Origin of the sequence: Cytobacillus sp. BC1816 (assembly GCF_051353635.1) — a bacterium.
In the GTDB taxonomy this organism is placed as follows: Bacteria; Bacillota; Bacilli; order Bacillales; family Cytobacillaceae; genus Cytobacillus; species Cytobacillus oceanisediminis_C.
Window position 1 is genome coordinate 2,276,701 of the sequence record NZ_CP195611.1, and the last position, 13,901, is coordinate 2,290,601.

16 protein-coding genes are annotated in these 13,901 nt (G+C 42.3%); all 16 read left to right on the plus strand.

Annotated features, from left to right (window positions below):
• Positions 1-11: 11 nt before the first annotated feature.
• The 16 genes from paaC to ACR42H_RS11770 all read left to right on the plus strand — a co-directional run bounded on the left by paaC (position 12) and on the right by ACR42H_RS11770 (position 13,879).
• On the plus strand, positions 12-812 hold the full coding sequence (gene paaC, locus ACR42H_RS11695) for a 1,2-phenylacetyl-CoA epoxidase subunit PaaC (RefSeq protein WP_436376907.1): 801 nt from the start codon (positions 12-14) through the stop codon (positions 810-812).
• A 21-nt stretch (positions 813-833) separates the two neighbouring features.
• A complete protein-coding gene (gene paaD, locus ACR42H_RS11700; protein WP_436376304.1) occupies positions 834-1,337 on the plus strand; it encodes a 1,2-phenylacetyl-CoA epoxidase subunit PaaD in 504 nt (167 codons plus the stop codon).
• A 176-nt stretch (positions 1,338-1,513) separates the two neighbouring features.
• Positions 1,514-1,822, plus strand: a complete 309-nt coding sequence (locus ACR42H_RS11705; RefSeq protein WP_113880760.1) for an EthD family reductase — start codon at positions 1,514-1,516, stop codon at positions 1,820-1,822.
• On the plus strand, positions 1,815-2,594 hold the full coding sequence (locus tag ACR42H_RS11710; RefSeq protein ID WP_436376306.1) for an enoyl-CoA hydratase-related protein: 780 nt from the start codon (positions 1,815-1,817) through the stop codon (positions 2,592-2,594). The genes ACR42H_RS11705 and ACR42H_RS11710 overlap by 8 nt, the downstream gene beginning before the upstream one ends.
• Before the next feature lie 18 nt (positions 2,595-2,612).
• Positions 2,613-3,386 carry an enoyl-CoA hydratase-related protein gene (locus tag ACR42H_RS11715; protein ID WP_113880762.1) on the plus strand — a complete coding sequence of 258 codons (774 nt, stop codon included), beginning with the start codon at positions 2,613-2,615 and terminating at the stop codon, positions 3,384-3,386.
• A gap of 114 nt (positions 3,387-3,500) precedes the next feature.
• The gene (locus tag ACR42H_RS11720; protein ID WP_113880763.1) at positions 3,501-4,367 is read left to right on the plus strand and encodes a 3-hydroxyacyl-CoA dehydrogenase; all 867 of its coding nucleotides are present in this window, start codon (positions 3,501-3,503) and stop codon (positions 4,365-4,367) included.
• Positions 4,364-5,566 carry a thiolase family protein gene (locus tag ACR42H_RS11725; protein ID WP_436376308.1) on the plus strand — a complete coding sequence of 401 codons (1,203 nt, stop codon included), beginning with the start codon at positions 4,364-4,366 and terminating at the stop codon, positions 5,564-5,566. The genes ACR42H_RS11720 and ACR42H_RS11725 overlap by 4 nt, the downstream gene beginning before the upstream one ends.
• Before the next feature lie 185 nt (positions 5,567-5,751).
• Complete coding sequence (gene paaX / locus ACR42H_RS11730; protein ID WP_113880765.1) at positions 5,752-6,627, plus strand: phenylacetic acid degradation operon negative regulatory protein PaaX; 876 nt, start codon at positions 5,752-5,754, stop codon at positions 6,625-6,627.
• A 229-nt stretch (positions 6,628-6,856) separates the two neighbouring features.
• Positions 6,857-7,240, plus strand: coding sequence for a hypothetical protein (locus tag ACR42H_RS11735; RefSeq protein WP_436376310.1), 384 nt, complete (start codon positions 6,857-6,859; stop codon positions 7,238-7,240).
• Positions 7,224-7,724 carry a hypothetical protein gene (locus tag ACR42H_RS11740; protein ID WP_113880767.1) on the plus strand — a complete coding sequence of 167 codons (501 nt, stop codon included), beginning with the start codon at positions 7,224-7,226 and terminating at the stop codon, positions 7,722-7,724. Before ACR42H_RS11735 ends, ACR42H_RS11740 begins: the two co-directional genes overlap by 17 nt.
• Positions 7,725-7,869: 145 nt before the next feature.
• Positions 7,870-8,820 (plus strand): NAD(P)H-dependent flavin oxidoreductase, encoded by a 951-nt coding sequence (locus ACR42H_RS11745; RefSeq protein ID WP_436376312.1) that lies wholly within the window; start codon positions 7,870-7,872, stop codon positions 8,818-8,820.
• Positions 8,821-9,079: 259 nt separating this feature from the next.
• Entirely contained in the window at positions 9,080-10,096 is a 1,017-nt protein-coding gene (locus ACR42H_RS11750) for an ABC transporter substrate-binding protein (RefSeq protein WP_436376314.1), read from the plus strand.
• A gap of 229 nt (positions 10,097-10,325) precedes the next feature.
• A complete protein-coding gene (locus ACR42H_RS11755) occupies positions 10,326-11,357 on the plus strand; it encodes an ABC transporter permease (protein ID WP_113880770.1) in 1,032 nt (343 codons plus the stop codon).
• A complete protein-coding gene (locus ACR42H_RS11760) occupies positions 11,332-12,126 on the plus strand; it encodes an ABC transporter ATP-binding protein (protein WP_436376316.1) in 795 nt (264 codons plus the stop codon). Before ACR42H_RS11755 ends, ACR42H_RS11760 begins: the two co-directional genes overlap by 26 nt.
• Before the next feature lie 166 nt (positions 12,127-12,292).
• Entirely contained in the window at positions 12,293-12,682 is a 390-nt protein-coding gene (locus tag ACR42H_RS11765; protein WP_113880772.1) for a thioesterase family protein, read from the plus strand.
• A gap of 87 nt (positions 12,683-12,769) precedes the next feature.
• A complete protein-coding gene (locus ACR42H_RS11770) occupies positions 12,770-13,879 on the plus strand; it encodes a Leu/Phe/Val dehydrogenase (protein WP_436376319.1) in 1,110 nt (369 codons plus the stop codon).
• Positions 13,880-13,901 lie beyond the last annotated feature (22 nt).

A 13,901-nucleotide genomic window follows, 5' to 3' on the forward strand; every position in this document is an offset into this window, starting at 1 on the left:
CAGTTAATAAAATGCCAATCGATGCTAAAGTTAAGCCGGCACTGACATCATTATTATATCAGCTGGCTGACGATGACTTCATTCTTGCTTACCGGGGTTCTGAGTGGCTTGGACTGGCGCCTCATATAGAGGAGGATGTCGCCTTTTCATCCATCAGCCAGGATACCATGGGCCATGCTGCCATGTTTTATCAGCTGCTTGAGGATCTTGGAGAAGGCAAAGTAGACAGTCTTGCCCATGCAAGAAAAGCGGCCGAAAGGAGAAATGCGGTCCTTTTGGAAGCGGTAAATGGTCCAGGTCATTACTTGTCTGCAGCACAATATGACTGGGCATTCGCGGTAGCAAGAAATTATTTTTATATCCAATCAAAGAAAATCAGATTGGACTCTCTAAAAAATTCTTCTTATCAGCCTTTAGCCGAGTTGGCATTAAAGGTTAATATGGAGCTTTATTATCATCTCCTTCACTGGAAAACATGGTTTATGCAGCTGATGCAGGCTGGCGGGGAAGCCAGAACGAGGATGGAAGCAGCCATTGGGAAGGTTTTAGCCGATTTTGAAGGAGTCTTAACATTGGGACCGCTGGCAAAAGATATGGCGGGCCATGGTCTCATTGAACCGGAAGAAGTGTTAAAGCAGCGATGGCTGCTTATCATGAAGCCTGTTTTTGAATCTATCAATCTGGCAGTCTCAGAGGCAGACCTTGCAATGAAAAATGGAAATGGCCGTATAGGAGAGCATACAGCCGACCTTGATGCTGCATTAGCTACTTTGAGCGAGGTGTATAACATAAATCCAGCTGCAAGCTGGTAAGTTTTTTAAAGGGTGATGTAAATGGAGCAGAATCAAAAGTTGATAAAAAACGCGTTGGAAGCGCTTCATAATGTTAAGGACCCTGAAATAGATACCATTTCCATCGTTGATTTAGGAATGCTGGAGCAGATTGAGGTGGAAAGCAATTCAGCAGTGGTTAAACTCCTGCCTACCTTTATGGGATGCCCGGCACTGGATATCATTCGAAAAAACGTGGAAACCGAAATACTCAAGGCAGGGAAATTTGAAAAAATAGAAGTCCGGTTTATCTATCATCCGCCCTGGACTTCTGACCGGGTAACAGAAACAGGAAGGTTAAAGCTAAAGGAATTCGGGATTGCGCCGCCTCCACAATTAATAAGTGAAACAGGTGAATGGCATGTGGATTGCCCATTTTGCGGGTCCACATATACGACAATGGATAACCTGTTTGGCCCTACGGCCTGCCGCAGCATTTTATACTGCAAATCCTGCAGGAACCCCTTTGAAGCTATGAAGCCTGTATCAACGATGATGCAGCTATAAGGACTTTCTAATCTGTTATAAAAGCCGGTCAATGTGTCTAATGCTATTTTTAAGATGCTGGAAAACTGTTAATCCTTCCATGAAAAATTCCTGGATAACACAAATAACATATGAATCCGGCTCCGGGAATACTATTAAATGAATCAAATCCACTAAACCTGAAAGGAAGTTGACAAATGGTAAAATTAATCGCTCTTTATAAGCACCCTGAAAATAAGGAGGCATTTGATGACCATTATTTTAATGCGCACGCGCCGCTTACAGCCAAAATTCCGGGTCTCCGCAAAATGGAGGTTACAAAAATTGTTGGCAGTCCTATGGGGGGCGAAGGGAAGTACTATTTGATGTGCGAAATGTACTATGACAGCCATGAAGCTTTACAGGAGGCTATGAGAACAGATGAAGGCAAGGCATCAGGAAAAGACGCCATGAAATTTGCAGGTGATATTATCACACTTATGATTGGTGAGGAAGCAGATGAGTAAAAGCTATGAAGCTATTGAAGTTTCACAGCATGGAAAGCTTGGTTTAATTGCATTAAACCGGCCAAAAGTCTTAAATGCAATCAACCGCCCCATGGTTTCAGAGATTCTGGATGCGATGGAAGGGTTTGAGGCTGACAGGAGCATTAAGGCTATCGTATTAAGCGGAAATGGCAGAGCCTTTGCAGCCGGAGCAGATATTGATGAGATGGCAAACGACCAGGCAATAGATTTTGAGCTTCGCAATCAATTTAAGGATTGGGATCGCCTTGCCATGATCAAGAAACCGATTATCGGGGCGGTTCATGGTTTTGCCCTTGGCGGGGGCTTTGAGCTTGCTTTATGCTGTGATTTGCTTTATGCAGCTGATAACGCGGAATTTGGCTTTCCGGAGGTAAACCTGGGAGTAATGCCAGGTGCAGGCGGAACGCAGAGGCTTACTAAGCTTGTCGGAAAAACGAAAGCAATGGAATGGCTTTTTACCGGCAAAAGAATCAATGCCAAAGAAGCGTTTCAACATGGCATCGTCAACCAGCTTATATCAGAGGAGCTTCTTTTGGAAGAAACGATGAAGGCGGCTGAACAAATTGCCAATCAGGCGCCAATTGCTATACGCCTCATAAAGGAAGCAGTCCTTAAAGCAGTAGATACTTCTTTAAATGAGGGAATGGAATTTGAACGGAAGAATTTTTATTTATTATTTTCGACAGAAGATCAAAAAGAAGGAATGAATGCCTTTATTGAAAAACGCAAGCCGCAATTCAAAGGGAAGTAAAGGGGGTGTACATAGCAAATGTTTGAAACGGTGAATTATGAGGTCGCAAACGGTGTTGCTTGGATTTCATTAAACCGCCCGGATAAACTGAATGCATTCACAGAACAGCTTAATAAAGAGGTTCAGCAGGCCATAAAACTGGCAAGCCGGGATAACGAAGTCCGATGTCTTGTTATTACAGGTGAAGGACGTGCTTTTTGCTCTGGCCAGGACCTTCAGGGGGTAAATGAGGATATGAATCACGGCGAAGTACTCCGCCGATTCTATAATCCAATGGTATTGGAGCTTCATAAATGCAAGAAGCCGGTTATCGCTGCGGTCAATGGGGTGGCAGCAGGTGCAGGCATGAGTCTCGCATTAGCATGCGATTTCAGGCTCCTATCTGATAAAGCCAGTTTTTTAGAAGCTTTTATCCATGTTGGGCTGGTGCCTGATGCCGGGAACCTCTACTTTCTGCCAAAGCTGGTCGGTCATGCGAAAGCCATGGAGCTTGCCGTGCTTGGTGAAAAGGTTAATGCACAGGAAGCCAAAGAGCTAGGCCTGGCTACTAAGGTAATTCCTATGGAGAAATGGCAGGATGAAATAACTGCTTTTGCAGAAAGGCTTGCCGGCATGCCGACAGCGGCCATTGCAATAATAAAGAAAAACCTGAAAGCGAGCTGGGAATCCACTTTAGAGGAATGTTTGGAGAGAGACGCACAGGGACAGCGGATGGCTGGCCTTACTCTTGACCATAAAGAAGGTGTAGCCGCATTTATGCAAAAGCGAAAGCCTGTGTTTCAAGGGAAATAGACCATTGCTGGATTAAAATTTAGAAACTATTAAAATATTTGCCCGTTTTGTTCTTCTTGCGAGCATCTCGTTTCGGGTGCTCGTCTTTTTTTAAATTGAGAGGAGGATTACACCATGAAAAATATAGTCGTAATCGGTTCAGGCGTAATGGGACGCGGGATTGCGTATGTCAGTGCTGTCGGAGGATTTTATACCACTCTTGTAGATATCAGCCGGGAACAATTAACCCAAGCGGAAAGAGAGATTGATAGTATCTTTGAAAAAGGAATCGCCAGGAATAAAATAACAGCCGCTGATATGGAAGCAGGCAAAAATCGCCTTTCCTATTCTGTCAGTCTGGCTCAGCATGTAAGTGCAGCTGATCTTGTTATTGAGGCAGTCCCTGAAGTGATGGATATTAAGAGAAATATTTTTGAGGTCATTGATCAGCACGCACCTGAGCACTGCTGTTTTGCAACAAACACCTCTACCATGAGTCCAACCGAGATTGGATCCTTTACAAAACGTCCGGACAAAGTGATTGCCATGCATTTCTTTAATCCCGTCCATAAAATGCCGCTTGTTGAAATTATTAAAGGGCTTGAAACAAGCGAAGAAACAGCGCAGTCAATTAAACGTGCTGCCGGGCAGATGGGAAAAGAAACAGTAGTCATTAATGAGTTTCCAGGATTTGTAACAAGCAGAATAAGTGCGCTCGTTGGAAATGAGGCATTTTATATGCTTCAGGAAGGTCTCGGCACACCTGAAGAAATTGATAAGGCAATTAAGCTTGGGCTGAATTATCCGATGGGGCCATTCGAACTTGGCGATCTTGTCGGCCTCGATACGCGCCTGAATAATTTAAAATACCTTCACAGCAAGCTGGGAGAAAAATACCGGCCGGCACCGCTCCTTGAGCAATATGTCAAAGCTGGAAGGCTTGGGCGCAAAACGGGCAGGGGTGTCTATGATTACATTGCCAGAGAGGGAGTTAAGCAATGAGAAAAGCAGTAATTGTGGATGCTGTCAGGACTCCGATCGGAAGATATAAAGGCGGGTTAAAGGATATCCGGCCGGATGATTTGGGAGCTATCGTCATTAGGGCGCTGCTGGATAGAAATCCGATGGTGAATCCTGCAGAAATTGAAGAGGTCATACTGGGAAATGCCAATCAGGCAGGAGAAGATAACCGCAATGTGGCCAGGATGGCAGCTTTGCTTGCCGGTTTGCCTGTCGAAGTGGCTGCTTCAACAGTTAACCGGCTTTGCGGGTCCGGTTTGGACGCTGTTAATTATGCTGCACGGGCCATTTTAGCCGGAGAAGGAAATATTTTTATTGCAGGCGGTACGGAAAGCATGACACGTGCACCATTTGTCATGGCAAAGCCAAGCAGCGAGTTTCCAAGAGGGAATATGGAGATGTATGACACAACCATCGGATGGCGATTTACAAACCGCAGGCTTGAGGAAATGTACGGTGCTGAAAGCATGCCCAAGACAGCAGAAAATGTTGCAGATAAGTATGGCATATCTCGTGAAGAACAGGATCTGTTTGCTATGGAAAGCCAGAAGAGAGCAAAATCAGCCATTGAAAAAAGAAAATTCGACGATGAAATCATTCCTGTTACATATATGGATAAAAAAGGGAATGAGATAACGATTTCGCGTGATGAGCATCCCCGTCCGGAAACTACTTTTGAAAAGCTCTCAAGCTTAAAACCTATTTTTCAGAGCGGAACTGTAACGGCGGGCAATGCTTCGGGTGTTAACGACGGTGCGTCTGTACTGCTGCTGATGTCAGAGGAAAAAGCGAGTGAACTTGGATTACAGCCCCTTGGAACTTATATTGTATCGGCAACAGCAGGGCTTGAGCCTTCGATTATGGGGGCAGGTCCTATTTATTCCACTCAGAAAGCTTTGAAGAGGGCTGGTCTTTCGATGAATGATATAGACTTAACCGAATTAAATGAAGCTTTTGCCTCTCAATCCCTAGCCTGCATAAAAGAACTTGGTGCAGATCCGGAGCGGGTAAATGTAAATGGTGGAGCGATTGCATTTGGCCATCCGCTTGGAGCGAGCGGTGCCCGTATTCTGACAACTTTATTACATGAGATGAAGCGCAGGAATTCAAAATACGGCCTGGCAACGATGTGTGTGGGAGTTGGCCAGGGGATTTCTACAATCGTCGAGCGCTTACCATAGAGACTTTTTACTCTATGGTTTTTAGGGTTAATAAAGACTTTAAAGCGATGATGTATAAAGGCAGAGGCAGTCAAATTATTTAGTATGCCGAAAAAGTATTGTTCAAAACTATCTAATTTTAGTACAATTGTATATAACGAATTTTTTCCGTTCAACCTACATGATGAAATGAGGATGAAAGCAAGTTGAATACAAGGTCAATGATTTTCACACTTTATGGCGATTATATTTCACATTATGGAAGCAAAATTTGGATTGGAAGCCTAATAAAGCTTTTAAGCGAATTTGGTCATAATGATCAGTCTGTCAGAGCAGCTATTTCAAGAATGAATAAGCAGGGATGGGTGAGCGCAGAAAAGATCGGCAATAAAAGCTATTACTCCCTAACGCCAAGAGGGCAAAAAAGAATTGAGGAAGCGGCTAAGCGCATTTTTAAATTAAAACCTGAAGAGTGGGATGGCAAGTGGCGCATACTCATGTATACTATTCCGGAGGAAATCCGCAATGTACGGGATGAATTGCGGAAGGAACTTGTTTGGAGCGGTTTTGGCTCCATGTCCAGCAGCTGCTGGATCTCAGCTAATAATCTTGAGAAACAAGTTTTTGATTTGATTGAGAAATATGAAATTGCCGACTATGTTGATTTCTTTATTGCCAGGTATGCAGGTCCGCATAAAAATATCGAAATTGTTGAAAAAAGCTGGAACCTGACAGAGATCAATGAAAGATACCAGGAGTTTATTTCCGAATACAGCCAGAAATATATCATTGATAAAAATAAAATCCAGAAGGGGAATATGACTAATGCAGAATGTTTTGTGGAAAGAACAAAGCTTGTGCATGAATACCGGAAATTCCTCTTTGTGGATCCGGGGCTTCCGGAAGAACTTCTTCCGGATAAATGGCTCGGCAGTCATGCTGCTGCTTTGTTTAGTGAATATTATAAAGAACTGGCAGAACCGGCATCAAGATTTTTTGAAAGTGTTTTTAAGGAAGGAAATGAACTTAAAAACAGGGATGCCGATTATGACGCATTAAATCATCCCTATATGGTTGAGTGAGAAAGAGCCATCTTGCAGGCAGGATGGCTCTTTCATTTATACAATCTTAGGATTAATGAATAAATGCATCTTACCAAAACAATATTATATGTATGATGATATTTAAAAATAAGCCTCTTAAGGTGATTTAATGGTTCTGCCTGCAGCCCTTGTAATTGCATTTTATACACTATGTTTCTTTTTTGTTATAGAAAAAAAGCTTTCCTTTTTGCAAAACTCTCTGGTTCTTATGCTAATTTCAATTGCAGCCCGAAATTACACAACCATACTTGCTCTGCAATTAAAGTGGATTCATATTACAGATGATTCTATTTTATTTATTGTGTTCTTGATTCATCGTGAAATTATTGGACCCTTTCTAGTTCTTATGTTTATAAATATTTATTGGAAAACTCAATCTGGTGTAAAAAGGATAACTGTCTTCGCCATTTTCTTAATCTGTCTTCTTGGTATGGATCTTTTCAGCTTCGCGTCCGGAGTAATTACCTATTTAAACTGGAATTTACTCAAAGCTGGCATAGGAAATACGGCTTTCTTGATTGCCGGCCTCGGATTGTCCAGGGGGATAAGGTATCTAATGCAGGAGCCTACTAATTATGGTAAAGGTTTATGAAAGTGCTTTTGACGCAAATGAATGGTTTGTTTTGGCCAATTTACTGGTATCGCTAATTCTTATATGGAAGCTGCCCAAAAAGTTATCTGGCTTGGAAATGGCGGTTCATATCACCATCGGCATATTTATCGGGATGTTCTTCGATCACACCATTAGTGTCGGGCCATGGGATTTTTATGATGTGAATGATACATCGAAATATCAATTCATTGATTTTTTGAGCTATATTATGTACGGGCCATACAGTTACTTTTTCGTTTATTTATATGTGAAATTAAATCTAAAGGGATATATGAATATCCTGTATGTCACCCTCTGGTCTATTTTGGCTGTTGTGATTGAATGGTTCTCTGTTAAGCTCGGCATATTTCATTATGAAAAGGGCTATCAGATGGCCTGGTCTTTCCCTATATATGCATTTGTTCAGACCCTGCAAATAATGTTTTATAAAATTTCACTAAAAATGGAAAAAGGGCCTGAATAGAGGCCTGTCTGCAAAATGGCGATGTGATTGAAACGGGTATTTTACCTGAGTCATTGACCTCATCCTTCATTGTTAAGTATATGCGTTTCTAATTGTCAAACTATTGAAATTAGTATAACATTATTTTGACGGAGGAGGAATTTGGTTGAATATATTAACGGACATTTTAAATATTAAATATCCAATTATTCAGGGCGGCATGGGGAATATTAGCAATGCCATTTTAACAGCGGCGGTCTCGGAAGCTGGAGGGCTCGGCACCATTGGAGCAGGAACAATGCCTCCTGAGGAAGTTGAGAAGATAATTGAGGAAACAAGAAGTTTAACAAATAAGCCATTTGCTGTTAATGTTGCATTAAGTGTCTCCCCATATGTAAAGGAAATTCTTACCCTTATAATTAAACATAAGATTCCAGCCGTATCCCTTTCGGCTGGAAACCCGGCTCCTTTTATCCCTAAGCTGCATGAAAATGGTGTGAAAGTTATAACTGTAGCTGCTTCGGTAAGACAGGCGCTGAAGGCAGAGACAGCCGGCGCGGATATTATTGCTGCTGAAGGGTATGAGGCAGCAGGAATCAATAGTTCTCTTGAAACCACGACACTCGTATTGATCCCTCAAATTACAGGCGTGGTGTCAGTTCCTGTCGTGGCTGCCGGGGGAATCGGTGATGGCAAAGGGCTTGCTGCCATGCTAGCACTCGGGGCAAGCGGTGTGCAAATGGGCACTAGATTCATAGCAACCCAAGAAGCACCATTCCATCCGCAGTATAAACAGAAAATTATTGAAGCATCCGATCATGAAACCCTTATAGTGGGGCGTTCAGTTGGCAGAATACGAAGAGTCCTTTCCACCGGTTATGCCAATAAATTGCTGGATTACGAAAAAAAGGGCATCAGTCTTGATGAGTTTAATAAACTCACTTCAGAAGACTATCATAAAATTGGAGCGATAAAAGGAGACGGTGATGAAGGGTTCATGAACAGCGGGCAGGTAGCTGGCCTGATTGCTGATCTTCCAAGCGTAAAGGAGCTTTTGGATAATATGATAGAGGAGGCTAACACTCAGCTTCATATGGCTAAAAAGCTATTAAACTAGCAAGCAGGCAGTAATATTCCTGCTTGCTTTTTTATGTAATCATAACTTATTAAAATATATTAAATTTTTAGAATATTATTGACACTCCGATACTTTGGGTGATAATATAACGTTGTATTTACGATATTGAAAGTAAATATCATATAAATAGTGAAAACCAATTTGCGTACTGATTCCACTTCGATATGTAAGCGCATACATAAGGGGTCTAAACTATCAGCATTCTGATAGTTAATAAATTTGAATAGGGGGTCATATAATGAAAAAATCGTTAAAAACTCTTTCTTTATTAATGGCTGCAGGGATGCTTGTTTTGAGCGGCTGTGGAGAGGAAAAATCCAGTGGTAGTGGTTCTTCTTCTGGAGGAGATGAGAAGAAGCAATACACAATTGGCATCACACAATTTGTTGAACATCCATCTTTAGATGCTGCGACAGAAGGATTTAAAAAAGCATTGGAAGATGAAGGCTTTAAAGAAGGCGATAATGTAAAATTCGATTTTCAAAATGCTCAGGCCGATATGAATAATACGCAGTCGATTGCAAATAATTTTGTCGGCGATAAAGTGGATATGATTTTTGCAAATGCTACTCCGAGTGCCGTGAGTGCTCTAAATGCGACGAAGGACATTCCAATTCTCTTCACATCTGTTACAGACCCGGTTGGAGCCGGCCTTGTTGAATCCTTTGATCAGCCCGGAGATAATATCACAGGTACTACTGATAACCATCCGGAAGGAACTTCAAAAACAATTGATTTTATGATTGATGAAGCGGGTGTTAAAAATATTGGCATCATTTATAATTCTGGAGAGCAAAATTCCGAGGTTCAGGTTAAACAGGTAAAAGAACTTGCTGAACCAAAAGGAGCAAAAATTGTTGAAGCATCTGTTTCAACCTCTGCTGAAGTAAAGCAGGCAGCCGACTCTCTTGTTGGAAGAGTAGATGCCATTTATATCCCTACAGATAACACGGTTGTGTCTGCGCTTGAATCGGTTATTTCTGTCGCTGACAGCAAAAAAATTCCTTTATTCGTGGGTGAACTGGATTCCATGAAACGCGGGGCTATTGCAGCCAGCGGATTCAACTATTTTGATCTTGGTTATCAGACAGGCAAAATGGCCGCTGAGATCTTAAAAGGAAATAAAAAACCATCTGAAATTCCGGTTGAGCTTCCCGGAAGCCTCAAACTGGTTATCAATAAAAAAGCAGCTGAAGCACAAGGACTGGAAGTAAAAGAAGAATGGACAGATTTCGCTGAGTTCCATGAAGAGTAAGTGTAAATCCGCCCTCTGGCAGTGCAATATCCAGCCGGCTGAATTTTAAGCTATAAGCCAAGAGCGCCTTACCCGCTCCCAGCACCTCGAGGGGGAGGCGCTTCTCCAAAAAGCTAATGCTTTTAACCGTATGTTTATTGAGGTGTCGGTAATTCCCTGTGAATCTTGACAGTTATCGGCGTTAAATGCATTTTAATTCTAATTTAATTTATAAAGGGTGTGATTCTTCGTGTTTACAGCCATATTCGGTGCGTTCGAGTCAGGCATTATTTACGCAATTATGGCACTTGGAGTTTATTTATCTTTCAGGGTCTTGGACTTTCCTGATTTAACGGTCGATGGAAGTTTTGTGACTGGAGCGGCGGTAGCCGCAACCATGATTGTCAGCGGTGCTAATCCTTTTCTGGCAACGATCACTGCCTTATTTGCAGGTTTTATTGCCGGCTGCCTTACTGGTATTATTCATACTTTCGGAAAAATCAATGCGCTGTTATCAGGAATCCTTATGATGATTGCTCTGTATTCAATAAACCTTCGTATCATGGGTAAATCAAATGTTCCGCTCTTGAACACAGAAACTGCTATTACACATGTCAGGGATTTTTGGGATAAAACAGGAATTGATTCTTTTTTCAACAGTATTTTGACCATGGCGGGACTTGGCGGCAGCCTCCCAAGAACATGGGGCATTATCCTATTTATGTTAGTTGTAACATTGGCAATAAAATTTTTGACAGATCGGTTTCTTCAGACGGAGATTGGTTTAGCTTTAAGGGCTACAGGTGATAACAAGAGGATGATCCGCAGTCTTTCTGCCAACACCAATATGATGGTGATTTTAGGGCTTGGCCTGTCAAATGCAATGGTTGCTTTCTCCGGTGCATTGATTGCCCAGCAAGGAGGATTCGCCGATGTTGGTATGGGGATCGGAATGATTATTATCGGGCTGGCTTCAGTCATCATCGGTGAAGCGCTATTTGGCACAAAAACGATTGCCAGGACTACTCTCGCGGTTATTGGCGGAGCAATAATTTACCGCATTGTAGTGACCATGGCACTGAGGGTAGAGTTCCTGGAACCTGGTGATATGAAGCTGATTACAGCAACAATTGTAATCCTTGCTTTAATAATGCCGAAGATTATTGACCGCACAAAGGAGAAGAAACGGAAAGCCAAAAGGCTTGCAGGAAGCATGAACATAAGTGAATTGCCATCAGGCGGAAAGGGTGAGACTGGTGCTGCAATTAAATCAGATTCATAAAGTCTTTAATGAAGGGACTCCAGATGAAAAGATTGCACTGGATACGATCAATCTCACATTGAATGAGGGGGACTTTGTAACCGTAATCGGAAGTAATGGGGCAGGAAAGTCCACTTTAATGAATATTATCTCCGGTGTCATGATTCCTGATGTCGGCTCCGTTTATATCGATGGCCAAAATGTCACGGGCATGTCTGAATATAATCGGGCAAAGCTCATAGGCCGGGTTTTTCAGGATCCGATGGCTGGTACCGCTCCGTCCATGACAATTGAAGAAAATCTCGCCATGGCATATTCAAGGAATAAAACAAGAACCTTAAAAAAAGGAGTTACGAAAAAGCGCAAAGACTATTTTCGCGAAGTTCTGGAAACCCTCCATCTCGGCCTTGAAAACCGTCTAAATGCAAAGGTTGGATTATTATCAGGAGGCGAACGGCAGGCACTTTCATTATTAATGGCTACCTTCACAGAGCCATCCATTCTTTTGCTCGATGAACATACTGCTGCTCTTGATCCGGCTCGTGCAGAGCTTATAACGAATCTGACCAAGGAAATTGTTAAGAAGTACAATTTAACCACTTTAATGGTCACTCATAATATGCAGCAGGCGCTGGATTTAGGAAATAGGCTGATTATGATGGATAAAGGCCAGATTATTCTTGAAGTGGATGATGGACAGAAACAGCATCTGACAATTGAACAGCTGCTAAACGAATTTCAGCGGATTCGCGGAACAAAAATGGCAAGTGATCGTGCTTTGCTTTCTTAGAATAAAAAAAGGATTAGCCAATTTTGCTGGTTAGTCCTTTTTGCATGGAAGGGAATCAAAAGAATTTTTAAAGTTTTTACAATTTATTGACTATTTATTTAACGTAATGGTATCATATCGTTAAATAAACGTCATACATATTTCATGTATAACAGGGAGGGATGGTATGAAACCTGGGCTGCAAATTGGGAACCAGGCAGTTGTCCATGCGGTGGTTTCCCCTGAGATGTTCGCACAGTTTGAAGGGGAGGTCATTCATCCTGCCTATTCAACCGTAACGATGATCTATCATATGGAATGGGCATCCCGCCTGCTGATTATCCCCTACTTGGATGAGGAAGAAGAAGGGATGGGGGGAGCAGTTTCTGCCAGGCATTTATCTCCTTCACCTGAAGGATCATCCATTATTATAACGGCAACCGTATCCAAGCTGGATGGAAATTCAGTTTACTCAACTATTACCGTCCATAATGGAAAAATACTGGCTGGCGAAGGTGAAGTCAAACAGGTAATTCTGAAGAAAAGCAGGATTGCAGAAATGTTAAAGAGAGATTAAAAGATTAGAAGCAGCTGAGCCTAAACAAAAAAGGCATTTTAATTTAATTTTATTGTAAGCGCTATCATAAATAAAGGGGAGAATGAAATGACAGATATGTTTCAGAAAATTAAAGATCATGAACAAGTCGTTTTCTGCAACGATGAATCTACCGGGTTGAAGGCAATCATTGCAATCCACAGCACCAGATTGGGGCCGGCATTGGGAGGCTGCCGTATGTTTCCATACAACAGTGTGGATGATGCCCTTGAAGATGTCCTCCGATTATCAAAAGGCATGACCTATAAATGTGCAGCTGCAGATTGTGACTTCGGAGGCGGGAAGGCTGTCATTATCGGGGATCCATTAAAAGATAAAACACCCGAACTATTCCGCGCCTTTGGCCAATTTGTTGAATCATTGAACGGGCGCTTCTATACAGGAACGGACATGGGGACTTCTACAGAAGATTTTGTTCATGCCCTAAAGGAAACGAATTGCATTGTAGGGGTTGATGAGGTTTATGGAGGAAGCGGCGATTCTTCGGTACCAACCGCACATGGTGTTATTTATGGCCTGCAGGCAACCAATAAAGCACTGACTGGAGCAGACGACCTTTCAGGCAAAAGTTATGCCATTCAGGGACTTGGAAAAGTTGGATATAAAGTGGCAGAAAGACTGCTGGAGGAAGGGGCAGATTTATTTGTTACAGATATCAGCCGGCAGGCAATCGACCAGCTTCTCAGCAAAGCGAAAGAACTTGGTGCCGGGGTGAAGGTACTTTCCAGCAATGAAATATATGAGGCACAGGCGGACTTTTTTGTTCCATGTGCAATGGGCGGGATCATTAATGATGACACAATCGGCCTGCTTAAAGTAAAAGCAATCGTAGGGTCTGCCAATAACCAGCTTAAGGATATGCGCCATGGTCAAATCCTTAAAGATAAGGGCATATTATATGCACCCGATTATATTGTGAATGCAGGGGGATTAATCCAGGTTGCAGACGAATTATACACACCGAATAAAGAAAGGGTACTCCGCAAAACAAAAGCTATTTATAACTCTCTTCTGAACATCTACGAACATGCTGACGCAAATGGAATAACAACGGTGGAAGCATCCAACCAATTCTGCGAGAGCCGTATTGAAGCGCGCACACGCAGAAATAGCTTTTTCTCCCATATGAAACGCCCGAAGTGGGCAGTAAGAACCTAATTTTTTTTGGTCTGATAACAAC

Coding starts and splice junctions, on each gene's coding strand:
- ACR42H_RS11710 (WP_436376306.1), top strand. CDS start 1,815: ATGAGTAAAAGCTATGAAGCTATTGAAGTTTCACAGCATGGAAAGCTT.
- ACR42H_RS11705 (WP_113880760.1), top strand. CDS start 1,514: ATGGTAAAATTAATCGCTCTTTATAAGCACCCTGAAAATAAGGAGGCA.
- ACR42H_RS11770 (WP_436376319.1), top strand. CDS start 12,770: ATGACAGATATGTTTCAGAAAATTAAAGATCATGAACAAGTCGTTTTC.
- ACR42H_RS11720 (WP_113880763.1), top strand. CDS start 3,501: ATGAAAAATATAGTCGTAATCGGTTCAGGCGTAATGGGACGCGGGATT.
- ACR42H_RS11740 (WP_113880767.1), top strand. CDS start 7,224: ATGGTAAAGGTTTATGAAAGTGCTTTTGACGCAAATGAATGGTTTGTT.
- ACR42H_RS11725 (WP_436376308.1), top strand. CDS start 4,364: ATGAGAAAAGCAGTAATTGTGGATGCTGTCAGGACTCCGATCGGAAGA.
- ACR42H_RS11715 (WP_113880762.1), top strand. CDS start 2,613: ATGTTTGAAACGGTGAATTATGAGGTCGCAAACGGTGTTGCTTGGATT.
- ACR42H_RS11765 (WP_113880772.1), top strand. CDS start 12,293: ATGAAACCTGGGCTGCAAATTGGGAACCAGGCAGTTGTCCATGCGGTG.
- paaD (WP_436376304.1), top strand. CDS start 834: ATGGAGCAGAATCAAAAGTTGATAAAAAACGCGTTGGAAGCGCTTCAT.
- ACR42H_RS11735 (WP_436376310.1), top strand. CDS start 6,857: ATGCTAATTTCAATTGCAGCCCGAAATTACACAACCATACTTGCTCTG.
- ACR42H_RS11750 (WP_436376314.1), top strand. CDS start 9,080: ATGAAAAAATCGTTAAAAACTCTTTCTTTATTAATGGCTGCAGGGATG.
- paaC (WP_436376907.1), top strand. CDS start 12: ATGCCAATCGATGCTAAAGTTAAGCCGGCACTGACATCATTATTATAT.